Consider the following 20,628-nt stretch of genomic DNA (forward strand, 5'->3'; position numbering starts at 1 on the left):
AAACTGCCTATTATTAAGCCGGTAGGTAATTGCGCCATTTTGCTAGGATGTTAAGCTGTCCGTTGACGAATGTTTTGTGGTAAGTCACCCCGTTGTAGGTGATGCCGCATATTTGCCCGATGTAAGGCGTGTTGAAGTCCACCGAGCCGATGGGCGTGCTTCCCGCGAACAGTTCCATGGTGGCGGGGAATGGGTCGCCTGCCGGTTGCGGGCTGTTATACTTCAGCACCACTCCGGCCAAAGCCGTCAGGGTGATCCCGTCCGCGCTCTGACCATGGGTCAGCTGGAGGTTGTAGACCGGCTCCGGCGCGGCGATGGTCACCGGCGCAGGGTTGCTGAGGTAGTTGGAGGCGCTATAGGTACTGCCCGATTTGATGCGCAGGCGCAGTGCATTGGCCGCATAGGTGCCAGGTGCCAGCACCGCAGGCTTTGCCGCAGGCGTGGCGTAGGAGCCGCCGTTGTTGGTGCTCAGTTCGTAGTCGGTTCGGTTGGTGAAACGTGCATCAAAAGGCCAGTCCAGCGTCTTGGCGGCGTCAATGGTCAGGTTGCCCGCCAGTACCGGGGCAGCCTGGCGCACGGTGACGGTGGACTGGGCGGTGTTGCCGTCGCTGTCCTGCACATAGACGGTGGTAGCGCCAGGGGAGTAACCAGTGAAGGTGAAAGGCCCGGACTGTGGCGTTGGGGTCCATGGTTGGGAAGTATCACGTCGGTACCGGTACATGCCAGACCCTCCCGATGGGGTGATGGTCACCTGCCCGTTGTTGCCGCCGTAGGTGGTCGCCTGTACTTGGGATGCACCTACCGTTAATGGGGTGCCAGGCGTCAGACTCTTCACCCATCCCATCAGGTTGGTGAACAGGTCAGCGATCCGGCCGCGGGTGTTGCCGCCTTCCAAGACCTCATTGCGCACCTCGGCAATCTTATCTAAGAGTTGTTGTTCTGTAAGGGCCATGTTATCTTCTTCTTTTGGCGATGAAAACCCCGATGTTTAATTTCCTTGGAGCCTCATGACAGGCATCCACCTTTGGCAGGAAATTATTGGCCCGCATGTATGTCCCTAGTTCTGACTGGTAGAAATGGACCTTGGAGCGGATCTGCCCCAGGATCTCCCCTCTCCTTTTGTCGCTGATCTGCTCATAATCCTGTCCTCTCGGTGAGGTGATACCTGCCTGCGTCACGTCTATGCCATGGATGAAGAACAGGCGCTTGTAGGCGCACATGGCCCAGAAAGGCACCACGGCTGCATAGAAAGCGTGCAGGTCCACTACGAGCACTGGAAGCAGCTCTTCTGTGGGTACTTCTTCGGCGGGTACTTCCTCCAATGGGGTAAGCACCGGTTTAGTGGGCTCCTCTACAGGCGGCTCCACCGGCAAAGGCTATAAATCCAGAAGCAGGTTGTAGTTCTCCCGGTTTATGACTGGCGCCACGTCCATGAGACCGTCGTCCTTGATCTGGAAGTCCACCTTCGCATCAGGGATGTTGACGGTGAAGTCAGCGTAAAGCGCGATATCAGCCTTGGTTATCTGCATTGTTTGAGCTGTTTTCTGGTAAAAGGCCTGCTAAGGCAAGAATCTGGGCCGCACTCATAGCGTCCATTACCTTGCTGCGCACATAAGAAGGAAGTGTGTTCAAGGCCTGAAGGGTTTTGTCGGCTTCCTTGGAGCGGGTGCTATCTAAAGGAGACATTCCCCCGAAGTTGCGCTTCTCCTCATCGGTCATCATGGCCCAGATTTCCGGAGGAATGACCTTTAATGGAGAAAGAGTGCTCACGGTCCACTCACCGTCCGGCAACAGTTTCTTAAAAATACGCTGAATCACGCGCTGCTTGCCGTTGATTTCGTTCTGCACCAGGGAAATGGCATTCAGCATCTCCTGGTTGTTGCCCAGCTGCCCTTCAGTTGAAAAGCCCACTAGCACCGGAGGAAGCCCGAAGTGGCGGCAAACAGCACGTCAAATGGTGCCCCGCTTGCCGTCGATGGAAAGCAGTGCCTTTGTATTGTCAAAAGGAAGAATCTGAGGAGCTGCTTCTTTTACATCTGCAGTTATCACCACAGGGTCACCTTCATTCTCGGGGTCAATCATTTCTGCGACAACTTCAGTGGCATAATCCACCTCTGTCTTCCCGTTCTCATCCTCTTGGGTGGCATTGAGGCCCGGAATGAACATCACGAACGGCGGGCGGAAGTTCTTCTTTAGCGCCTTATGGTCTGACTTGCTGATCTGAGCGTCTGATTTAATGTCCAACCTCCCGGCCTCAGTCCAGAAGTCAGGAACAGGGTACACCGGAGCGTCAGTGGCAGGCCGGTAAACATGGAACAGCTGCCCTTTCTGGCTGCCTTCCACGTTCGGGTCTGCCATAGCAATCACCTCGTCCCAGTTCTCAGGGTCATAGGCAGGGACTATCTCATCCTGGTCTTTCTTGTACTGCTTCTTGCCGTAGGTAGGGTTTACGAGGTACGTGCCGTCATCCATTTTGCGCACCGTCTGAAACGGCACGTGGTAGATCTCGCCCACATTGCCGGCCAGGTCATACTTCACCCGCAGGGCAAAGCCGTCCAAAGCGGCGTAGTCTGAGCTGATCCAGTCCAGGATGGTGTCGGCGATCTCGCCGTTGGGGTTCACCTGGCGCTCTGCCTCATCAACATCGGCGAAACCGTCTGCTTGGATGAAGGAATTCAGCTTCTTCCAGCACCGCTTGGCGTTACCGGAGGCGCGCAGGGCGTCAATGATCTCATGCGGCAGCTTGTCGTTGGCGCCGAACTTAATCACCTTGGCCTCCCCTACCTTTACCGCAGGGGCATTATTTGCCGAAGGCCCAGAGTTTTTTACGTTCTGGGCCTTCGCCTTCTTCATCCTTTTGTTGATGGGAGCAAGCATGAATTATTCTCCGCCGTTTTCTTTGTTACCTAGTTCTTCCAGCTCTGTAATTTTCAACTCCAATTGTGCGATGGTGAGTTTCCCGTCTGGCTTCTCGCCGGACAACTCTTCGTACTGAGCCTGAAGCTTTTGCTTTTCAGTGAGTTTTGGCGCATCATCTTCGTCAGAAGAATGGTTTACCAACTCCACGTTATGCTTGAACTGCTCACTGTTAGCGATTCCGTCCGCCTGCTCATCTGTCATGGAGGCAAGAGTGATTGCCTCTGTTGCGCCATTATCGTGCACAAGGACTACCGTGCCCACGTTATTGGCTTTTGCTGCTTTAGAGATTTGGTATTTGGTGGTTTTATTAGCCATGATTTCCTGCTGTGTAGGGTAAACAATGATTGAATCAGGGTTGAGGGTGTACCGCTGCAGCTCGCTTGCCATGGCATTGAAGTTGCAGCTGGTACAATCCACATTTCTTCCGGTAATTGCGTTGAAGAGGATGTTCAACTCCTGAATGTTGGCCGTTGCCCTGTTCTTAGGGTATGGTATCTGTAGCCACAACCTAGCCCGTTCCAGTAGCTCCTCTTTGCTCATTAGACAGCCGCAGCGGTATGCATTGCCTCAAGTGCTGCCAGGGTAGATATTTCGTCAGCACCCAGCTCCACGTTGAGAGGAAGCTTGGTCTCTGAACCAAAGAAGCCTAAGTTTCAAGGTCTTCTGTCTGTTAAGGCTGTACCTGAAGCATGCTCAAGGCTAGTCATGGAAAGACCATTGCCCAAGACTCCGTTCTCACCGGCTAAACCGAAAGCCTCAAAGGTGCCGTCATTGTTGTGCACGATGGCAAACAAGTCTTCCACCTTGGAAAGCTTCTCAATGGTTTCCTTGTCAAGCTGGCTTTTGGCATAGGCCACGAAGTTGAAGTTGTGCGGGAACAAGGTGATATACTCATTTACCTCAAGACCGGTGCTGGTGCTGTTCTTCAGCTTGCGCCCAATGAGTTTACCAAGCTTAGCACCTGATTTCAAGGTCAAAGTTTTCAGAGCCTTGCTAGTGGCGTCCAGCGTGTAACCGGCTACCTCAGAAAGGCTACCGATGTACGCTTCTTTTTTCACCCCGCCGGGAGCCCGTAGGGCATCGCAAGGGGGATCTAATTTGATCCCTCCTACTGGTACTGCGCAGTTATCTGCCATTTCTTATACCTCCTTTGGATTAGTAACCAACTGTAACCAGGGCACCGTCAAAGTAACCCACGCCCATCTTGTAGCGAATGCGCAGGTAGTTCTTGTCAGTGGTTTTGTCGTACCAGAAGTCCATCACCGCGTCTTCGGTGTCGGTGTCGTTCCAGATCTGCACTGCGTCCTTCAAGAACAACACACCACGGTGAGGCAGTACGCCACCTAAAAGGCTCTTGACTTTCTGGTCCCAGATAGCAACCTTAACCACCGGAATTCCCATGAAGGACACGGTTTTAACACTGTCTTGCATGGTGATCCATGAGCTTTCCAGGGCTTTGTTTTTAGTCAGTGACTGCACAAAGGCCTGACTACCGTCTTCACGTTCCTGACCGATAAACTCGCCGGCTTTGGGAAAGTGATCTTTGATGCGTTTGACAATCCTAAGCAGGCCTTGAAAGACCTGATAGGCTTCATTGAAACCAACCTCATGAACCGGATTAAGGCCTTTGCCATGATCTGGGAAGGCATGCAGAACCGGGACCTGAAGAAGGTGAATAACGGGCTCTTCCAGATGTCCCCGGGGGTGGAGGATGTGATAGGCAAAACTGCCCAGTTAGGCAAGGAGATGGCGGCTGTGGCGAAAGCCGGGGAGAATATTGAGCGCCAGCAACAGCGCCTTGAGAAAGACCGCATCAACAACATTGCCACAAACAAAACGCTGTTAGGCCTCATTGAGGCTCAGAAGAACATCCGGGACAACGAGTTCAACAGCATAGACAAAAGGAAGAAAGCCAAGGAGGAAGCAGCTAAATTGGAACAGCGGCGCCTGAAGACCTTGGAAGACCTTGCCCAACGGCAAGTGGATATCCTGATGCAGGAAGCCAACCTGTGCGGCGGGATTGACAAGCTCCGGAATGATGAGGTGCAGAAGATCAAAGAAGCGGAAAACGAGCAGGCAGATATTCGGGAGGACTCACTTGGCCGGCAGAATGAGACCATCACCAACCGCTACCAGTTGGAGTAGGAGGCTTTGCAGAAGTCTAAGGAGCTGGAGATGCAGCGACTGGAAGCCGCCAAGGCGCGCATTGAAGCTGAGTTGCTATTTGCCAAGGAAGGCACCCGCGAGTATCTGGACATTCAGGAACGTCTTATTAAACAGCAGCTGAGATTGAGAACCGGGGTGACGGGCTGAGCCGTGAGCAACGCAAGCTAAATGAGCTGAAGGCCAATGCGGAGATCCTTAAGCTACGCTCTGAATTTTATGAGAAGTCAGCCTTGCAGGAGTTGAAGTACCTGGGCGAGATGGACGTGTTCCATGAGAATAGCAATCAGGGGGTAAAGGATCAACTTAGGGATATGAACCAAGCCACCTTTGCCGCCATGGAAGAGCGCCGGAAGAAGACGGAGGAAGAGGCTGCCCTTCGTGCCCAGGCTAAGATTGACGCTGCCAAATACACCAAGGAGAAGTTGCTTGAGATTGAGAAGATGAATGTGGCAATCCAGACATCAAATGCTTTATCAAGTCTTATTGAAATTGCTGCAGGTAAGAGTGAGCAGGCGGCAGAGTTTCAGCGGGCCATAGCCATCTTCCAGATTGGGGTGAATTCAGCGCGTGCCATCACCGCGGGTATTGCAGAAGCCGCAGCCGCAGGACCTTTTCCCGCTAACTTGTTGGCCATTACCACCACCGTGGCCACTGTACTGGCAAACATCGCCCAAGCAAAAGCTCTACTGTCAGAGGATTAGGCCCCGAGAGCGCCCAAGTTCAAAGGGGCAAGAGGCGGTGTTTTGCGCGGCCCGTCCCATGCGCAGGGAGGTATCAGAGGAACTGGCCGGTTCAGCAATATTGAGGTGGAAGGGGATGAGGCGGTTTTGACTAAAGGCGTGACCAAGGACCCGGTGCTCTTCTCAATGGCTTCCATCATCAACCAGTTGGGCGGCGGCGTTCCTTTAGGGCCAACCAATTACGGCGCTTTAGGTGGGATCATCTTGCCGGCATCGGATAAGCAAATCACCATGGAACAAGCTTTGAGCCCTGCAATGGTGCCGCAAGTTGTGCCGCAGCAAATTGACTACGGAAGGCTTGCCGCTGCCATGGCTAAAATGCCGCGGCCTGTTGTAGGTATTTCTGATATTTGTGCAGGGTTGAAAAATGAACAGTGGGTTCAGGCCAGAACTTCACAGAGGTAAAAGAAAAGGGGAGATGCTTAGTCTCCCCTTTTCTTTTACCAGTCTTCTTTTTTCGCCGCTGTACTTTGCGCCATTTCTGTTTTAAGACTTTCAATCAGTCTTTTTGCAGTTTTGTTAAATTCAGCTTTGTACTGACCTGGTAGGCTCTTCTCTCTGCCTTTTTTAACAAGAAGGCCTTCTACCACAAACTTTTCTATTGGTGCAGGTGGCGCCGGATTGGGGAAAGTGGAGTTCGGTTATCCCTCATACTTGAAATCAGTCATTTGATACCGGTATCTACCGTCCTTCACTTCAACTTTTACCGTGTACCAAAGTTTCAATTTCACAGGGATGAGAGTGGTAACGATGATATCACTAAACCCTTTGCCCATTAGCACTCCCGTTTCCTTGTCATCAATTTCAAATTCTGATTTTGATGAATTGAAAGTGCTGGCATACCATGAGCGGGCAGGGGTATACAGTTGTATTTGGGTTTAAGATTCCACGGGTACAACTTCTGTGAAGTTAACCTTGCCGGTTTCTTTGTCAATTGGTAAATCTTGCCCCATAGCCAGGAACGGCAGCAACAGCATCAGGAAGGTTAATAGTCTTTTCATTAGGTATTTATTTACGGGTATAGTTTAAGATTAATACAGCTTTGTGATATTCCGCGGTAGTTGGATAGATTGCCTGCAGTGTAAGGTTTTCTTTAGTGATTGATATTACCTCAGATTCACTTCCAAGCGGACCTTCCAAGATCAAAAATACCTTGCCTTGCCTTTCTTCTATTGTGTAAGTGAGTTGGAGGCTTGGTTGGTTGGCAACATAGATATCTAGCTTGGTTTGGGAAAACTCAAACTCTACTCCGTTTGCAACATGAGGCCCGGTTTCAAATAATTGCCCTTTGGAGTCGTAGAACTCCTCTTTACCCTCTGCTAAAATCCAACGACCTATCAAAAGCTTCTTGGTTTCATCGATTTTTGAGATAGCCTCATTCTTGTCTTTGTCTCCGCAGCCGGAGAATACTGCTAAGAATACGAAGAAGATCAGCGGTAATAGTCTTTTCATTGAATTGAATATTGGGATTATTTGAAGTTTCCCAAAGATAGCGTTTGTTTTGATTGGGGACATTGGGGAAAGCAGTTAAACCAAAACATTGCTTTTCAGTGTAAGTGAGTTGAAGCATTGTCTTACTGATGATTTAGAGTAGTTAAAAAAAACAAGGAAAAGCATTATTTATGACACATTAAAAAATGCATTACTATTTTTGTGCTTATAATCTTAAAAAACTTTAATTTTGAAGATTATAATATCTGCTTGTTTCTTTAAATGTATTTTTTCAATAATTATTAATGTTTAAAAATTGGTTGAATACTTTAATGGCTGCGCGTGCGGCTTTGTGTATATCCCATACAAAAAAATATGTTCTCGGTAAAATCTACCTTCTTTTTATTTCTGATTTTATTTTTTCCATTTATTTTAAGAATCAAAACCCAGCATTTGGAGCCTTATCCAGCATTACTATTGCCGTCAGGAGCTACCAAACTGGAGCTAATGTCTGATACGTTAGAGGTTAATAGTACTGAATTATATGGATTGACACCAAACGGTACTTTGAAAGAAGTGAATCCCGTCCGTTTCTTCTTTCCCATTCCAGTACAGTATATGAATCCAATTTTATTAAATGATTTTGGCCGAGTAAACCCGCTTGAAAATGATAAAGGAGGCTTGGTTCAATTGTTGAAAAAATTTAAAGTCTTAAGAGACAAGATTATAGATGCCAATGATGAGGAGGAACTCTCCAAATGGCTTGATTCTAAACTGGTTGAGCAAGGATTCACTCCTGGGTTTTTAAAAGCATTTAAAACTACATCAACATTCTCTGTTAAAGCCAACCGATTGTTAAGTAAGAAACTCTCAAATGAAAAAATTATACTACCTAATAAATAAGCAGAACGAAAGGTTTTGGGAGAGAATTATCAAATCTACGAGTTCCAGTATAAGTTCACTCTGCGCTTTTCGTATAATCGCAGGTTTATTTATTTTATTTTTCAGCATACGCACCTATGGGTGGATTGAGACTATTCCCTCTATTTTGTTTGATCCGCCTTTATTGAGTATCAGCAACCTATTTAGCAGTTTCCCTTCAAATGGCTTACTGCAAACCATTGATTTTATTTTATTGGCAAGCATTATATGTATTACCTTAGGCATTAAAGCGAGGTTGTTTACTATTATCTTCTTAGTTTTAAGTAGCTTAGGCAATAGCTTCGTTTATTCTTTTGGTAAGATTGACCACGATATATTACTATACATTTTTTTGATGTGCATGTCCTTCTCTGGTTGGGGATCTGACTTAGCTTTATACCCAGACAAGCCAGTTAAAGAAGAAACATTTTATAAAAGCCTTTCTTTGTTAAGCGTTTTTATTTGCTTCGGGATGTTTACTGCGGGTTATGAGAAGGCTCTTAATTGGGTTGACTTTGATTTTAGCACAAATGGCTTTGCTTCATGGATCTACCCAGGGTTCTATCAATTAAAAAGAACCTTAGCATTAGCTCCCTATATATTTACAGTTCCTTTTGTTTACTTAGATGTGTTCGATTATGCCGCAATAACTTTTGAACTTTCAGGCTTTTTATTTCTGCTTGCCTCCAGGAAAGCGTGGAATTTATGGCTTTTAATTGCCTGTGTATTTCACTTAGCTAATGCATTGTTTTTAAATATACCATTTACTGTTAACCTTTTGCCATATTTATCTTTCATAAATTATTCTAAACTTTTTAGTTTTATGAAAAATAATTCAAAGAAGCCATGGCTAAAAACTGGCATTGGTTTTCTTCTTGCATCTGGTACATTGATTGTCATTCCATATATAATTTCTAAAGATAGATATATGGGAATTATATATTTTCTTCCAGAAAAAAGTAGTTTGTATATTATCTGCTTAATGTGGGTTACGGCCGCTTTTATTTTTTTCAAGGAATTGTTGGCAATGAATCGGAAGCTGGCTGGTGTTTAAGTGATAAATTATTATATTCAAAAAATAAAAAGCCTCAGGAGATCGGGGCTTTTCTTTTGGCTTAAAATAAAAGGATGGCCCAACCTCGTGGTTTCCTCGGAAATCCTCACCGCCTCGCGCAAGAAGCAGCTTAATTTATGGCAACCCCTTTCTATGCTCTCCGCTAATCAGGGTTATTAATAAGATAAATATATATAGTAAAACAAAGTTCCATTCTGACTCCGCAAAATTGCGGGCTCATCCAAACACCCACTTCACTAGTTTCCACAACCCAAACAGCGCAAAAATCAATAGGCCCATGACAGCTTCGGTTTATTGCTGTCCCAGAACCAATCGTTGCGGTCCCATTCACGGCAATCTTTATTCCTAGGATTCCTCAATAAAGATGTATTTTGACTTTTATAGAAAAAATAATTTAATTAGAAGGAAATTATCTCAAATGGGGGAGGATTGGTAGCGAAAACATGACCAAGTAATTATTCTTTAAAACTGCTAAGGAAATGATCAAGAAGTTAGTCCCCGGCTGGTTGAAAAGTAAAGTATACCGGGCTGTGGTAGCTCAGGTGAAAGAGAATAATAAGGCCATTTCCCAAAGCATCCCCCGAACCAATATCCCTTCACAAAGTATAAAGAACACCAAATTGTTGTCTAACCGGGTAGAACTACTCAGGTTGCTGCCCAAACACGGGGTAGTTGCCGAGCTAGGGGTGGACCAAGGAGGCTTTTCAGAGTTGATCCTCAAGCTATGTGAGCCACAGAAACTGCACTTGGTTGACTTATGGGACAGCGAGAGGTATAACCAGAACAAACGGAAGCATGTTGAGGATAAGTTCAAGACCGAAATCGGTTCTGGCCGGGTTAAGATAAACCTTGGTTTTTCCACTGAGGTGGTGGCTAGATTCGAAAATAGCTATTTTGATTGGGTCTATATTGATACCGACCACTCCTATAAGACAACCATCAAAGAGCTCGAAATATTGAGGCCTAAGATCAAGCCGGGGGGCATCATCGCTGGCCATGACTTTATAATCGGCAACTGGGATGGTATAGTTAGGTACGGTGTGATAGAAGCCGTATATGAGTTCTGCTCAAAGTATAATTGGGAAATCCTTTACTTAACCATGGAGATTGATAACCATCCAAGCTTCGCGATAAGGGAAATATTCCAATAGCAAAGGCCCGATTAAAGCCTTTTTTTTCATAGAACTACCTTCATTTTTTTTCTGCCTCGGTCAAAAGCTGCTTCATCTGGCGGCACGGTTCCCGATGGTTGTTGAACTCGGCAAAGGCCACCATGGCGTTAACGGCTTCCAGTCTCCTGACCGCTGCGTCCCGCTCGGCTTATAGCTGGTCGTAGCTGGGTTTCTCCTCAGTCTTCTTCATGCCGCCTTCTTCTCCTTCCATTTCTGCACGTCCCTTCTGACCACGTGCCGGATGTATTCCGTCTGGTTATAGCCCAAATCCTTGCACATCTCCAGGAACTCATTCTTAACCGGCTCAGGCAAATTAGTAACAGGTATATAAGTCTCCTTTTTAGCCAGTTTTTCTGGCATAAACACCTGTATATGTATTGTATATAGAAATATAACTAAACCATAGCTTTCATACAACTAAAGTGCCAATTTTGTGCTACTTCTTCATGAAGAAAGTACACAAACTTGGCGAAAGATCTACACATCAAAATTGATTCCCATATCGGCCTCCTGGATGAAGGGTAGGGATGGTGGCCGGGTTTTATGGCCTATGAACTGGAGTGGCACCTGATGGATCTGCCGAACCCTGAACGGGTAATAGTGCACATAGGGAGCCCCGGCGGTGACGTTGCCGAGGGAATTAAGATTTTTAACAGACTCCTGGACCTGCGCAAAGCCGGTTCCATCATTGAGGTGATCAACGAAGGGGAGTGCTATAGCATCGCCACTTTCATCGCCATGGCCGCGAGCCCGGGGATGCTGAAAGCCCTCGAGGCTTCTACCTGGTGCGCCCATAAGCCATAAATGCCAGCCACGGGCGGTACAGCCGATGACCTGCGCAAGGACGCCGCCACCCATGATTCTTTTGAAAGCATCCTGGTAGGCGCCTATCTATCCAGAACAGGCAAGCCAAAGGAGGAGATTGAGGGGCAACTTAAAATGGACCAAATCATCTCCTCTTCTGAGGCACTGGCCCAAGGTTGGGTTGATTCCATTATCCTCAACGCAGACTTAGCCTCCGCACCTGCGGCAGGGCAAGGGCAGCCGCCAAGCCACTAGCCTTCTACCGGCCTGAAACCAAGCATAATCAACCTGAAAATACAATGACTGAAGAGCAACAATCCAGCCTTGCTGATAAGATCGTGAACGGCCTTAAAGGCTTGTTTTGGAATGGGGCCAAGAACACCGTGGAAGAAACCACTGTAGTGGCAGCCTCGACCACCCTGGCAGATGAAAGCACCATCTACTATGACGGTGAATTGGCGGTTTGCACCGCGGTCTTCACTTACGAAGTCTTGGAAACCCCGGTAGCCGATGGCACCCACGAGCTGTCTGACGGCCGCACCATAACGGTAGCTGAAGGCGCTGTGACTAAGATCGCCGATGCCTCAGAAGGCGGTGAAGATACCGCTGCTGCCTTGGCTGCCAAAGACCAGGAGATTGCTGACCTGAAAAGCCAGCTGGAGGCGGCCAACGCCACAGCCGCTAAGGTGCCCACCTTGGAGAGCCGGATTGCTGCCCTTGAGAAGAAAGTACCAGGCGGTGGGCAGAAGCAGACCACGCCTCCCCAGAACTTCTCCGGTGACAAGCCGGAACCCGAAAATTTGTCCAAAGAGAAAAACGCCTATAAGCCCTAGCAAATAAGTAACATGGCAACAACTATTGACTTAAACGTTACCTACAACGGTAAAGAGCCTGAATCAATCGGTCAGGCCATCATCAAAGAGGTTCTGAACTCACCGGAACTGACTTCCTTGGGCTTTACCGTTCTGACGGACAAGAAGACCAAGGAGAAGATGTACATGCTCTCAATGGTTGAGGATGTTACCCGCAAGCGTACCGGCTGCGGTACTCCTGACGAGGGCGGCGTGCACATGTGCGAGAAGTTCATGGACCTTACCAATCTGGAGATTTTTCAGCACTATTGCGCCGAAGACTTCGCCGGTACAATCGCTGAGCTTGCCCGTAAAGTTGGCGCCGATGTGAGCGACCTCACCGACACCGACATTGAGGCTATCCTGAAAGCTTTAGGAGGCCCTTTTTGTAAACGTGACAAAGTGACCATTGCCACTTTGGGCGATACCGCCAACGCAAGCGCAAAAATCAACCAATTGGATGGTTTCTGGAAGCAAGTACTTGCCGGAGTTGCATTGCCTGACAGTGACCAGGATAACATCCTTCGCCCGGTGACTGTGCCAGCTGGTGATTTGGCCGTGGATTATGCAATGAATGTGTTCCTGCCCGGCCTTTACTATGGCCAGTCTGATTTCCAGGAGCAGGTTGACGATAATCAGAAGCAGTTCAACTGACGGCTTCCATCTACAACAACTTTAGTTTTGGCGCTCACCCAGTCTATCCCTTCCTGCGTCCTGGTAAGGAATGCAACAAGGCCGGCCAAGGCAGTGATGACAATGCCCAGCACGTTGGCCTTCATCACCAAGTTCAGCGCTTTCCAGCCGGTCACGTTACCTGCCAAGGAAGCCTTGGTGAAGTTCATGGTAGCGGTGAAGGTCTCCTGCGCGCGCCTGTGGCTACTTGGGTCACCGTAGCTAATAAGCCGTTGCCATCCACCTCCTGTAGAATGCTGCCGGCATAGTTCCCCACGTTGCGGCGGTTGTCACCTACGGCGCTTTCATTCTCCTTCAAGGCATCAGACAATTCCCGTATCTGTTTTTGCAGCACGCCGCCGATCTCAGCATTCTCCCGCTCCTCTTTGCTCAGGGCATTGTACTGCTGGGTAAGGCTCAAGAGCTGCGCACGCATCTGGTTATTGGAGCCTACCGCCTCTTTGGTCTGCTTGGTGTGCATGGCCAGTATCTTGGTCTCTGCCCCAAGCTCCGTGGTCAGGGCAGTAGTGGCACGCTTGTTCTCGGCGGTCTGTTTCCCGTACTCCTCGGCTGACAATTCACCAGCTTTGTACTGCTTATCCAATGCCGCCTTGGCTTCTTTGGCCTTAATCAGGTCAGTGGTGAGTTCCGCAATCCTTTTCTCCGATGCGCCGGCGTCTATCTTCAATTCGAAGATGGCTGTTTCTTTCATGTCTGCCATAGCTGTTATTCAAAGAACCCACCCCAAATCAAAAGGGCAAGAGTGATTATAAATGATTATACTGAAGGCCATGCATTGTGCATGCATTCTTTGGGTTTCCCATGTTGCCCAAGGCTAATACCTAAGGAGATAAGCCCAAGGGCCAATAGAATGATTTGTGGCATGTTAGTTCAGTTTTATCAGTTCAGCCTCGCAAGGCACAGCCTCGGAGGTGTAGTCGGTTACTTTATTCAGGTAATAGTAGTCTTTGAACTGCTCAATCCAGATGGGCACGGTGCTGTCCAGTTCTGCAAAGTCTTGGGCAGTCAACAGCACGTTCACGGTAAAGAGCTGCACCCGGGCAAGCACCCGCTGTGTTATCTCGTGGTACTTGGGCAGAAGCACGGCAAAGTGCAGGCCTGTGAAGTCCGCTACCCTGCGCGTTACCTGTTGAGTGATAATGCCTTGTTTGAGTGTAAAAGTCCGTGTGGTATCGGTGAGAAGGGCAATCCTTGGCTCTATGCCATTGATGTAATACTCTTCCTGTTCCTCCTTTACCCAGGTATCTGGTTGGTCAGAAGACACCTGCCGGTAAAATGTGTAGATGGCACTACCACTGGGCACGGTAGGGTCATCGCTGGCATCCTCTACCAGAACGGTTTCCATGTCCCCAATCTCAGGAATCTGCTCCCGAGCCACCATATTGGGCACTGTCATGGTGTAGGGTGTCTCCAGAATGGGGTTGTTTCTGTAAAACTGGCCTATTTTAAGCAGGTCATTGAGCATTTCAGAGGCGGCAAAGGGCAGCTCCATCGCTTTTCGTTCCTGCTCCAGGTGCTCATTGGAGGCAATCTGCACCCCGTCACCTAGTCCGGCGGGCACGGTTTCGTCCTTTGCCCAGGTGTAAAGGTTTTTGATGGCTATTTCAGGTAGCATATAGGCCAGTTTCGGGCGGGTGGAGTAGTCAATCTTCCCGCTCCAATCCTTTGCCTGAGGCATATTCCCAAGCACATCAGCCAACGGCTTCACATGGATGGCGCCTTAGTAAGGCTCATACACCAAAGACCAGCCGAACATCTTTCAAAGGGCTAATACAAAGTCCTTCTGCTTCAGGTCAGGCAGGTTCAAGGCAAGGTCCCACTCGGTGCCGTAGTAGACTTCCTCCTCATAGGACACGGTGAAGTCGAAAGAGGAATAGGCATAGGTGGTATCTGAGGAAGAAGGCAGGTGCGTTTCCACGGTTAGCCCGCTCAGGTCCGTGCCCATCTCAATCGGGATGGTAGCCGTGAAGGAATGGGCGCCCAACGTGTTGAAGGTGGTCTTCTACTGGGAGAAAGGCACCGGCACGCCGTTGCGGAATAAACCAAAGAAGCCGTCCACCGGGCCTTCCATGCTGTTCAGCACCACGTCCATGGTCAGCTTCAGCACACCATGGGTAGGCACGGGCACTTCCTTCTCGGTGTAGGTCTCGCCCTTGCGCACGGTGGAGGTGACCGGGTAGGTAGCGGTATGGGCCTCAATCCAACCTTGGTTGTGCACCGGCTTCTCGTTGCAGAAAGGCAGCACCAGGCGCTCAAGGTCATCATGGGCTTTCATAACCACACCCACACCCGCTTCCAGGAAGATCCGCACCCAGATGGCTATGGCGAAAATAGACGGGTACAGGAAAGACGGGGGCACCTTGGAAAGGTCCAGCGGCTTGCCCCGGTCAATCAGGTCATAGATGTACATCCCATCCAACCCACCGGTGGCAACATGGGCGAAGTTCCACATGTGGTTGTGCTGGCTCAGGTCCAGCTCCTGCAGTGTCTTGTCTCCCAAAAGCTCAAAGAACGGCACCGCGCCGGCGAACACCTGCACCTGGTAAGCGCCTTCCTCAAAGCCCTGCACCTCGGCAATGGAGTTGGGAAACTGCTCAATGCCGTGCTGCCTGATCACCGTGTCCAGTTTCACATAAGGCTTGTCTGAGAGGCTGGTTGGATCTTCAGGGTTCTCCAGCACCCGGGCGTTGTTTTTCGTGTAAGGCAGGCTGAAGGAGTTGGTGTACGGGCTGTCAACGCTTCCCTGTGAGGAAAGCAAGTTCTGCTGGAAGGTACGGGCAATGATGGTATCCGGCCCCAGGTCCATGCGCTGGCCTTCAATGTAAAGCTCTATCATCGTACCAGCGCATTAGGTTTGGGCAGAAGGATTTCCAGCGTCACCAAGCGCTTCTTCTCGCTTTCGTTGATGATGGTGAAGGAACCTGCTACCACTTCCACATCAGTAAAGGAACCGTCCGGATTCCACATCTGCACCTGCGGGCTCTGGTAGAGTTGGCGTTTGGCCTCAACCTGGTCAACGATCAGGCCACCGCACCGCACGGTCCAGAACTCGCGGGCTGTCTTGCCGGTGCTGCGCTCTTTGCGGCCGTCATGGCTTACCACCGTGGCAATGCTCTCAGTATCCAGGCGGGTGCTCTTCTTGCCGCCGAAGTACCAGCCATCAATGCCGCCGAGTTGGTTCTTCCAGTGTAGGAAAACGCCTTTCTCCGGACAGACCGGGTACAGGGCAACGGTTAGGGTTTGTGATACTTTTTCCATTACTTTAATTTCTCCTTCAATTATTTGCAATCACATGGTCTTCCAAGCACTTAGGGAAAGATTGAGGTACGGAAAGACGTACCAATCTTTAGAAGAGTCAGAGAAGGAAGCTATCCGCCTTTTCATTGACTCTGGGATGTCTAAACAGGAGGCCTACCACTCCCTGAGACATATTCTCTCATCCACTAGCTCTAAAACAGAGCGATTCAAACCACTTATTTTGGAAACTATTGAAGGCTTTATGAACCTGAGGTAACAATTACTCTTTTAAAGCTGAAGTCAAACGTGTTGTCAAATATCTTGATACCCTCCGCCACAGGGCATGAGCCGTGGTAGCTGCGGTCAGTATCCACAATGGAGAGCTCCACCTTCCAGGCGCAATCCAGCGGGAAAGCATCCATGCGCAGGCGGGCCATCTTCCCGGCCATGGCATCAGGGATAGGCGTGCTCAGGATCTCCAGCTCAGAACCGCAGGCGTCGATGTAGCGGCGCTCAAAGAACATGGGCTTGCCGGCCATGGAGGCATCAATGAGCATGCTCACCTCAAAGGGCAGACCGCTGAAGCAAACCGGGTTCTTGTAAGGTGTGGTGAAGGCGGGCAGGGTATCGCTTTCCCGTAGCACGTAAGGCTCTAGGCTTCCGGAGTACTTATCCAAGGCACTTTCCACCGCCAAACGGACAGGGCTGGCAAGCGTCACCTCAGCGGATTCAAGGCCGTTGTAGTGCTCCTTGTACTTGAGGTAGAAAGGCTCCACCGCTCCGGCTTGCTCGGCTACCTGTGAGACTGCCGTAGTGATCTCCGTGCCAACTAAAGGGCGCAGGTAGGAAGACACCTCCAGCGTTGCCTTGCCGTTGCGCACGCGGGCCTGCATGGTGCCGATGACGCTATAGTCCAGCCGGTGGATGGTAGCCCTGATGAAGTGGTTCTTCTTGGGTGTGCCGTTCAGAAGCGGGTCTACCGTGATGCTGTACTCAATTGGGTTGGGCAGCACGCCGCCTACAGCATGGTATTGCGCCGGCGGGATAACACAGGAGCCATCATCCACCGTGGCCAGTGGATTGTAGTTGGAGGCCAATGGGTTGGTACAGCCAGACACTACAGGTGCCACGTAGCCGCATTCAGTAGCGTTGGCCTTCACCAGTGCGCCTTGCCTTTCCCCTCCGGTGCCGTTGGCTACAACCTGGTACTGATTTACCCCATAGCATTGATTGCGGATGAAAGTCCCATCAGCCGAATAGGTTGGGCCTGATCCTCCTGAAGTGTAGCCACAGTCAACCGAGTTCTCCTCAGGCAGGTAGCGGAACCGGGTAGAGCTGAACTTCACCACGTCCTTGGTGTAACTACCGGGCGTAGCGTCGCAGATGGAATAGACCACCTGCCCTTCCACCGGGGGTGGCGAGACCACCTGTGAGCTGTAGGGCTCATTCAAGGTAGACACCGTTTTGGTGTCAGGTTCAAAGTACACGGTGACCACATCACTGAGCGGGTCACTTGGGTTCTGCTGGTAGCTGTAGATGAGCTGCTCCATTATTGAATCGCTTCTAAAAGTCTGCTGCTGATGGTGGTCCCTATCTCAAAGAACAGCATCTGTTCCATTTCCTGCACCGTGCCTTCGTTGATCACATCGCTTAGGACACCGCTTTGGGTTTGCGTGCGGTAAAGCAAGGTTCCCTGTTGGTGGATCTTCCTTGAAAGGAAGAAGGCCAAGGTCTCCTGATCCATGGGTGAGCCGTCTGCCAATAACCCCTTGGGTTTGATTCCTTCCTCACGGATGAAAGCTAGGGCATTCCTGCGCACGGCACCCTCACCGTCATTCACCGTGAGGCCGCGGCCGTAATCGTAGGTAAAGACCCACTCCCCGCCGCAGATCACCAGCCCTTACTTGGTCACCTCAAAGCGGATACTGGCGGCCATCTTCTGGCGCTCAGATAACGGGATGTAGTTCTTGGTGTTAGGTCAGGATGTTCTCCTGGATCATGGCCACCCACTTCTGCCCGTACTCCTGCAGCATTATGTGCGTCTGCATTAGCATAGGGCAACCGGGGTGCTGATGGTGAAGGAAACGGTCATGCCGGTAAGCCGTGCCTGGCCATAGCCGTAGATGGGCTTTCTCGTGGCCAGGATGTCATCAAACAGGTCCTCTTCGCTCAGGGCAACCATGAACCTGTCAGATATTGAAACCATCCGGTCAATTATCGCCGCCTGCTGTGAGGCGTTGCTTTCACCGGTGTCCTGGTCCAGAAAGCCGATGGTGATCGGCACGCGGGTATTGCCGCGGCCGAAGTCTACCGAGTCCTGCAAGGGGTCTAGGTGAATCTGCGGCATGGGGCCGTTGTAGCCTTCCTGCGCATGCTGCGGGGTCTGCCCATAATGGAAAAGGCCAGTCCCTCCGTTTTCGGAAAGAATGGCCTCTGCGGTTTGCCGGATAAGGGATACGATGCCTGCGTAGTTCATTTGCCTATGTTGTATAGACAAAAATACGTAGTTCACAAGCCTATATAAAGAATTGAAAAAGAATCAAGTATGCGTTTTTAATGAAGTAATTATTGAGTCATAAAATAAAATTTTTTTACAGTCCACCTTACAAACCGCTCCTACCGAATAGATTACCTTGAAGCAAACCAATAACTTAGCGTTTCAAAATATCCTAAACCCTGATTCACATCATGAAGAAGCTTCTTTCGATCTTCTTGCTTATGTTCCTTCTTTTCTCTTGTTGCAGTAAAGCTGAAGATGAGGAAGATGCAGTAGTTCCTGAGGACCCAAAGACAAAGGCACATACCATGTTGATGGGCAAGTGGATGATGACGAGCTTTAAGCACACAGAGCATGAAGCTAATTCCACAACACCCGATTGGCCTAATTCCTATGGGACTACTAATTTGGGGGCAGATTCTTTTTTTGAGTTTCCAAGGACTCAAGTGACGGAATCCCTTAGAAGCTCGGTGAATACCGATAACTATGCAATGATTGATGCTTCTAGCTTTACCAGATACCCAAATGCAGGTTATAGACCATATACAGTAACAATCCAAGAACTAAAGCCAGATCACCTGATAATATTTTCGAAGACTGATAGGCCATTTGGCGGAACCACAGTAGTGGAGTATGAATTCAAGAGGTAAGTTTTATAAACCTTATTAGTTCGATTTATTTTTCTGTATCCCTTGTAAGTCTTTCTGGCAGTCGTTGGCAATGGCATCGTGCACCAGTTCCATATAGAACACATCGGCGGGCCTTTGCAGGAACTCCGCTTGACTTATTCCCTCTGCCCTGCACCGCTGCACCATCGTACCAAAAAAGCCGAACTGGTTTAGCCTCTCAAATCCTGCCGCAAGCATATCGGGTTATGGTTCCCGGTAAATCATTGGGCCGTAGAAGGCTGCCTTCTCCAAAATCTGGCCCATGAAAAAACCGCTGGTCCTAGCACCTGGGAAACAGGCAAGTCCCGCACCTCCTCCACCACGTTCTCCGGAAAGTCCTGCACGAAGGCAAGCTGCAAATTGTTGCGCTCGGGCATCAGGTAGATGGCGTACAGGTAAGGGATAGCGGCAAGCTCCCCATGCTCTGCCGTGTCCTGGATGGCTTTTTTGGCAAGCTCCATTTGGCCTATTGATTCAGCGCCCAGGTTCTTGGGGTAGTCAAGGCCTTCCTCTTCCAACGGCTCCTCTGCGATGAAGGAGAGCACGGCGGCTATGCACTCCACAGCGTTGCTGCTCAAGGCAAAGTACTGCTCCAGGGTAATGACGCACAGCAAGGCGAACTGCTCAGGCTGGGCTTCTTCTGCATGGCAAGGAACGTCCGCAGGCTCACCTCTCCCCATTGGGTGGGCACCTGCACCGTCAGTGATTCGCCCGAGGCGGCGTGTAGTTCTAGGTTCTTCATCGTTTAGATGCTTTTTTCATTCTGTTCTGGATTGGGGCAGTGGTCGGTTTACCGATTTTGTTCAGGGCCACGGATCGCAGCGGGTCTATCAAGTGGTTAAAGGCATCAATGGGTTCGTTGGTGGGCCTACCGGTGGTTTTATCCACCTCCCATTTGTAGTTATTCAGCTCTTTCCGGAGGTTGACACTGCGGCGGGTCACGTTGATGTGGTAGCGCTTCAAAATGTCTATACCGTTTAGGATACTGTCAGGGCCTTTCATCACGCCTTCGATCCGGAAACCCATGTCTTTAATCTCCCTCATTGACTTAGGCTCTGAAGAGTTGGCAATGATGTCCTTGCGCCGGTCAAAGCCCAGCTCATCCAACTTCTTGCAGATGGCCGGGTTGGTGAGACCATGGTCATACATGAGCTCATCTACCCACAGTTCCCCGTTCTGCATGTAGACATCAGGAACGCCTGTTGGGTCGTTGGTGAAACCGAAGTCCATGCCGGTGCCGATGTGCTTTGCGTCTGTCGGTATTTCATCACAGAGGGACCAGTTGCGCAGCACCAGGCCTTCAATCTTTCCAGTGAGCCCACGGGCATACACCCGCCACAGCTCCTCGTCTTCGTCACGCAAAGCCTCAATGGTGGCCCGCTGCATATCGGAGAGGAAGGGGTTGTGCCGGTGGTCAGAGATGAAGGTCTGCACGAAGGGTTTGCCTATCAGGT

Annotated in this window: 35 protein-coding genes and 1 pseudogene; 11 read left to right on the forward strand and 25 right to left on the reverse strand. The window is 49.8% G+C overall.

The window, feature by feature from the left end; translation table 11 throughout:
* Nucleotides 1-13: 13 nt before the first annotated feature.
* From FOA19_RS14590 to FOA19_RS14620, 8 genes are all read right to left on the reverse strand, one after another.
* On the reverse strand, nt 14-952 hold the full coding sequence (locus FOA19_RS14590) for a SprB repeat-containing protein (RefSeq protein ID WP_149091518.1): 939 nt from the start codon (nt 950-952) through the stop codon (nt 14-16).
* Between the two features lies 1 nt (nt 953).
* The gene (locus FOA19_RS14595) at nt 954-1,367 is read right to left on the reverse strand and encodes a DUF6712 family protein (RefSeq protein ID WP_149091519.1); all 414 of its coding nucleotides are present in this window, start codon (nt 1,365-1,367) and stop codon (nt 954-956) included.
* A gap of 9 nt (nt 1,368-1,376) precedes the next feature.
* Nucleotides 1,377-1,529: a hypothetical protein gene (locus FOA19_RS23395; protein ID WP_190300409.1), complete on the reverse strand. Its 153-nt coding sequence runs from the start codon at nt 1,527-1,529 to the stop codon at nt 1,377-1,379.
* Nucleotides 1,510-1,911: a hypothetical protein gene (locus FOA19_RS14600; protein WP_149091520.1), complete on the reverse strand. Its 402-nt coding sequence runs from the start codon at nt 1,909-1,911 to the stop codon at nt 1,510-1,512. The genes FOA19_RS23395 and FOA19_RS14600 overlap by 20 nt, the downstream gene beginning before the upstream one ends.
* A 39-nt stretch (nt 1,912-1,950) precedes the next feature.
* Nucleotides 1,951-2,877, reverse strand: a complete 927-nt coding sequence (locus tag FOA19_RS14605) for a hypothetical protein (protein WP_149091521.1) — start codon at nt 2,875-2,877, stop codon at nt 1,951-1,953.
* Nucleotides 2,878-2,880: 3 nt separating this feature from the next.
* Nucleotides 2,881-3,459 (reverse strand): hypothetical protein, encoded by a 579-nt coding sequence (locus tag FOA19_RS14610; protein WP_149091522.1) that lies wholly within the window; start codon nt 3,457-3,459, stop codon nt 2,881-2,883.
* A gap of 113 nt (nt 3,460-3,572) precedes the next feature.
* The gene (locus tag FOA19_RS14615; RefSeq protein ID WP_149091523.1) at nt 3,573-4,055 is read right to left on the reverse strand and encodes a hypothetical protein; all 483 of its coding nucleotides are present in this window, start codon (nt 4,053-4,055) and stop codon (nt 3,573-3,575) included.
* Between the two features lie 19 nt (nt 4,056-4,074).
* Complete coding sequence (locus FOA19_RS14620; protein WP_149091524.1) at nt 4,075-4,398, reverse strand: hypothetical protein; 324 nt, start codon at nt 4,396-4,398, stop codon at nt 4,075-4,077.
* 93 nt (nt 4,399-4,491) lie between these two features.
* Here FOA19_RS14620 and FOA19_RS14625 point away from each other — a divergent pair, with 93 nt between their 5' ends.
* From FOA19_RS14625 to FOA19_RS14635, 4 genes are all read left to right on the forward strand, one after another.
* Entirely contained in the window at nt 4,492-5,064 is a 573-nt protein-coding gene (locus FOA19_RS14625; protein WP_149091525.1) for a hypothetical protein, read from the forward strand.
* Nucleotides 5,065-5,070: 6 nt separating this feature from the next.
* The gene (locus FOA19_RS23400; RefSeq protein ID WP_190300410.1) at nt 5,071-5,232 is read left to right on the forward strand and encodes a hypothetical protein; all 162 of its coding nucleotides are present in this window, start codon (nt 5,071-5,073) and stop codon (nt 5,230-5,232) included.
* An 83-nt stretch (nt 5,233-5,315) separates the two neighbouring features.
* A complete protein-coding gene (locus FOA19_RS14630) occupies nt 5,316-5,786 on the forward strand; it encodes a hypothetical protein (protein ID WP_149091526.1) in 471 nt (156 codons plus the stop codon).
* A 138-nt stretch (nt 5,787-5,924) separates the two neighbouring features.
* Entirely contained in the window at nt 5,925-6,230 is a 306-nt protein-coding gene (locus FOA19_RS14635) for a hypothetical protein (protein ID WP_149091527.1), read from the forward strand.
* A gap of 35 nt (nt 6,231-6,265) precedes the next feature.
* Here FOA19_RS14635 and FOA19_RS23405 read toward each other — a convergent pair whose 3' ends face one another.
* Genes FOA19_RS23405 through FOA19_RS14645 form a run of 4 tightly spaced genes read right to left on the reverse strand, consistent with a single transcriptional unit; the run spans nt 6,266 to nt 7,277 of the window.
* Nucleotides 6,266-6,415: a hypothetical protein gene (locus FOA19_RS23405; protein WP_190300411.1), complete on the reverse strand. Its 150-nt coding sequence runs from the start codon at nt 6,413-6,415 to the stop codon at nt 6,266-6,268.
* Nucleotides 6,416-6,466: 51 nt separating this feature from the next.
* Nucleotides 6,467-6,697 carry a DUF4468 domain-containing protein gene (locus tag FOA19_RS23765; RefSeq protein WP_149091958.1) on the reverse strand — a complete coding sequence of 77 codons (231 nt, stop codon included), beginning with the start codon at nt 6,695-6,697 and terminating at the stop codon, nt 6,467-6,469.
* Between the two features lie 6 nt (nt 6,698-6,703).
* Nucleotides 6,704-6,826 carry a hypothetical protein gene (locus FOA19_RS23685; protein WP_262713907.1) on the reverse strand — a complete coding sequence of 41 codons (123 nt, stop codon included), beginning with the start codon at nt 6,824-6,826 and terminating at the stop codon, nt 6,704-6,706.
* Nucleotides 6,827-6,833: 7 nt separating this feature from the next.
* The gene (locus FOA19_RS14645; RefSeq protein ID WP_149091528.1) at nt 6,834-7,277 is read right to left on the reverse strand and encodes a hypothetical protein; all 444 of its coding nucleotides are present in this window, start codon (nt 7,275-7,277) and stop codon (nt 6,834-6,836) included.
* Between the two features lie 354 nt (nt 7,278-7,631).
* Here FOA19_RS14645 and FOA19_RS14650 point away from each other — a divergent pair, with 354 nt between their 5' ends.
* The 3 genes from FOA19_RS14650 (at nt 7,632) to FOA19_RS14660 (ending at nt 10,403) form a co-directional block, all read left to right on the forward strand.
* Nucleotides 7,632-8,159, forward strand: a complete 528-nt coding sequence (locus tag FOA19_RS14650) for a hypothetical protein (protein WP_149091529.1) — start codon at nt 7,632-7,634, stop codon at nt 8,157-8,159.
* Entirely contained in the window at nt 8,131-9,231 is a 1,101-nt protein-coding gene (locus tag FOA19_RS14655) for a hypothetical protein (protein ID WP_149091530.1), read from the forward strand. The genes FOA19_RS14650 and FOA19_RS14655 overlap by 29 nt, the downstream gene beginning before the upstream one ends.
* 500 nt (nt 9,232-9,731) lie before the next feature.
* The gene (locus FOA19_RS14660; RefSeq protein WP_149091531.1) at nt 9,732-10,403 is read left to right on the forward strand and encodes a class I SAM-dependent methyltransferase; all 672 of its coding nucleotides are present in this window, start codon (nt 9,732-9,734) and stop codon (nt 10,401-10,403) included.
* 207 nt (nt 10,404-10,610) lie between these two features.
* On the opposite strand, the gene FOA19_RS23410 is transcribed toward FOA19_RS14660, so the two are convergent.
* A complete protein-coding gene (locus FOA19_RS23410) occupies nt 10,611-10,784 on the reverse strand; it encodes a ribbon-helix-helix domain-containing protein (RefSeq protein WP_190300412.1) in 174 nt (57 codons plus the stop codon).
* A 210-nt stretch (nt 10,785-10,994) separates the two neighbouring features.
* On the opposite strand from FOA19_RS23410, the pseudogene FOA19_RS23575 reads away from it, so the two are divergent.
* The 3 genes and pseudogenes from FOA19_RS23575 to FOA19_RS14680 all read left to right on the forward strand — a co-directional run bounded on the left by FOA19_RS23575 (nt 10,995) and on the right by FOA19_RS14680 (nt 12,733).
* Nucleotides 10,995-11,483, forward strand: a pseudogene (locus tag FOA19_RS23575) (ATP-dependent Clp protease proteolytic subunit).
* A 44-nt stretch (nt 11,484-11,527) separates the two neighbouring features.
* Complete coding sequence (locus FOA19_RS14675; protein ID WP_149091534.1) at nt 11,528-12,061, forward strand: hypothetical protein; 534 nt, start codon at nt 11,528-11,530, stop codon at nt 12,059-12,061.
* A 12-nt stretch (nt 12,062-12,073) separates the two neighbouring features.
* Nucleotides 12,074-12,733 carry a hypothetical protein gene (locus FOA19_RS14680; RefSeq protein ID WP_149091535.1) on the forward strand — a complete coding sequence of 220 codons (660 nt, stop codon included), beginning with the start codon at nt 12,074-12,076 and terminating at the stop codon, nt 12,731-12,733.
* On the opposite strand, the gene FOA19_RS14685 is transcribed toward FOA19_RS14680, so the two are convergent.
* From FOA19_RS14685 to FOA19_RS14725, 9 genes are all read right to left on the reverse strand, one after another.
* Nucleotides 12,715-12,921 carry a hypothetical protein gene (locus tag FOA19_RS14685; protein WP_149091536.1) on the reverse strand — a complete coding sequence of 69 codons (207 nt, stop codon included), beginning with the start codon at nt 12,919-12,921 and terminating at the stop codon, nt 12,715-12,717. The two genes, FOA19_RS14680 and FOA19_RS14685, sit on opposite strands and share 19 nt — an antisense overlap.
* The gene (locus tag FOA19_RS14690) at nt 12,918-13,472 is read right to left on the reverse strand and encodes a hypothetical protein (RefSeq protein WP_149091537.1); all 555 of its coding nucleotides are present in this window, start codon (nt 13,470-13,472) and stop codon (nt 12,918-12,920) included. The genes FOA19_RS14685 and FOA19_RS14690 overlap by 4 nt, the downstream gene beginning before the upstream one ends.
* Nucleotides 13,473-13,637: 165 nt before the next feature.
* Complete coding sequence (locus tag FOA19_RS14695) at nt 13,638-14,450, reverse strand: hypothetical protein (protein WP_190300413.1); 813 nt, start codon at nt 14,448-14,450, stop codon at nt 13,638-13,640.
* Nucleotides 14,451-14,531: 81 nt separating this feature from the next.
* Nucleotides 14,532-14,756, reverse strand: coding sequence for a hypothetical protein (locus FOA19_RS14700; protein WP_149091539.1), 225 nt, complete (start codon nt 14,754-14,756; stop codon nt 14,532-14,534).
* A gap of 18 nt (nt 14,757-14,774) precedes the next feature.
* Complete coding sequence (locus FOA19_RS14705; protein WP_149091540.1) at nt 14,775-15,608, reverse strand: hypothetical protein; 834 nt, start codon at nt 15,606-15,608, stop codon at nt 14,775-14,777.
* Nucleotides 15,605-16,030, reverse strand: a complete 426-nt coding sequence (locus tag FOA19_RS14710) for a hypothetical protein (protein WP_149091541.1) — start codon at nt 16,028-16,030, stop codon at nt 15,605-15,607. Before FOA19_RS14710 ends, FOA19_RS14705 begins: the two co-directional genes overlap by 4 nt.
* 239 nt (nt 16,031-16,269) lie before the next feature.
* Nucleotides 16,270-17,559: a hypothetical protein gene (locus FOA19_RS14715; protein ID WP_149091542.1), complete on the reverse strand. Its 1,290-nt coding sequence runs from the start codon at nt 17,557-17,559 to the stop codon at nt 16,270-16,272.
* A complete protein-coding gene (locus tag FOA19_RS14720; protein WP_149091543.1) occupies nt 17,559-17,903 on the reverse strand; it encodes a hypothetical protein in 345 nt (114 codons plus the stop codon). The genes FOA19_RS14715 and FOA19_RS14720 overlap by 1 nt, the downstream gene beginning before the upstream one ends.
* A gap of 153 nt (nt 17,904-18,056) precedes the next feature.
* Nucleotides 18,057-18,485, reverse strand: a complete 429-nt coding sequence (locus FOA19_RS14725) for a hypothetical protein (RefSeq protein WP_149091544.1) — start codon at nt 18,483-18,485, stop codon at nt 18,057-18,059.
* Nucleotides 18,486-18,697: 212 nt separating this feature from the next.
* On the opposite strand from FOA19_RS14725, the gene FOA19_RS14730 reads away from it, so the two are divergent.
* Complete coding sequence (locus tag FOA19_RS14730) at nt 18,698-19,156, forward strand: hypothetical protein (protein WP_149091545.1); 459 nt, start codon at nt 18,698-18,700, stop codon at nt 19,154-19,156.
* 15 nt (nt 19,157-19,171) lie between these two features.
* Here the strand turns inward: FOA19_RS14730 and FOA19_RS14735 are convergent, their stop codons facing one another.
* From FOA19_RS14735 to FOA19_RS14745, 3 genes are read right to left on the reverse strand one after another with little or no spacing between them, the layout of a single operon-like run.
* Entirely contained in the window at nt 19,172-19,372 is a 201-nt protein-coding gene (locus FOA19_RS14735) for a hypothetical protein (RefSeq protein WP_149091546.1), read from the reverse strand.
* A 23-nt stretch (nt 19,373-19,395) separates the two neighbouring features.
* Nucleotides 19,396-19,854, reverse strand: coding sequence for a hypothetical protein (locus FOA19_RS14740; protein WP_149091547.1), 459 nt, complete (start codon nt 19,852-19,854; stop codon nt 19,396-19,398).
* Between the two features lie 58 nt (nt 19,855-19,912).
* Nucleotides 19,913-20,608: a terminase large subunit gene (locus tag FOA19_RS14745; protein WP_149091548.1), complete on the reverse strand. Its 696-nt coding sequence runs from the start codon at nt 20,606-20,608 to the stop codon at nt 19,913-19,915.
* Nucleotides 20,609-20,628 lie beyond the last annotated feature (20 nt).

It is taken from the genome of Rufibacter hautae (assembly GCF_008271695.1).
GTDB lineage: Bacteria > Bacteroidota > Bacteroidia > Cytophagales > Hymenobacteraceae > Nibribacter > Nibribacter hautae.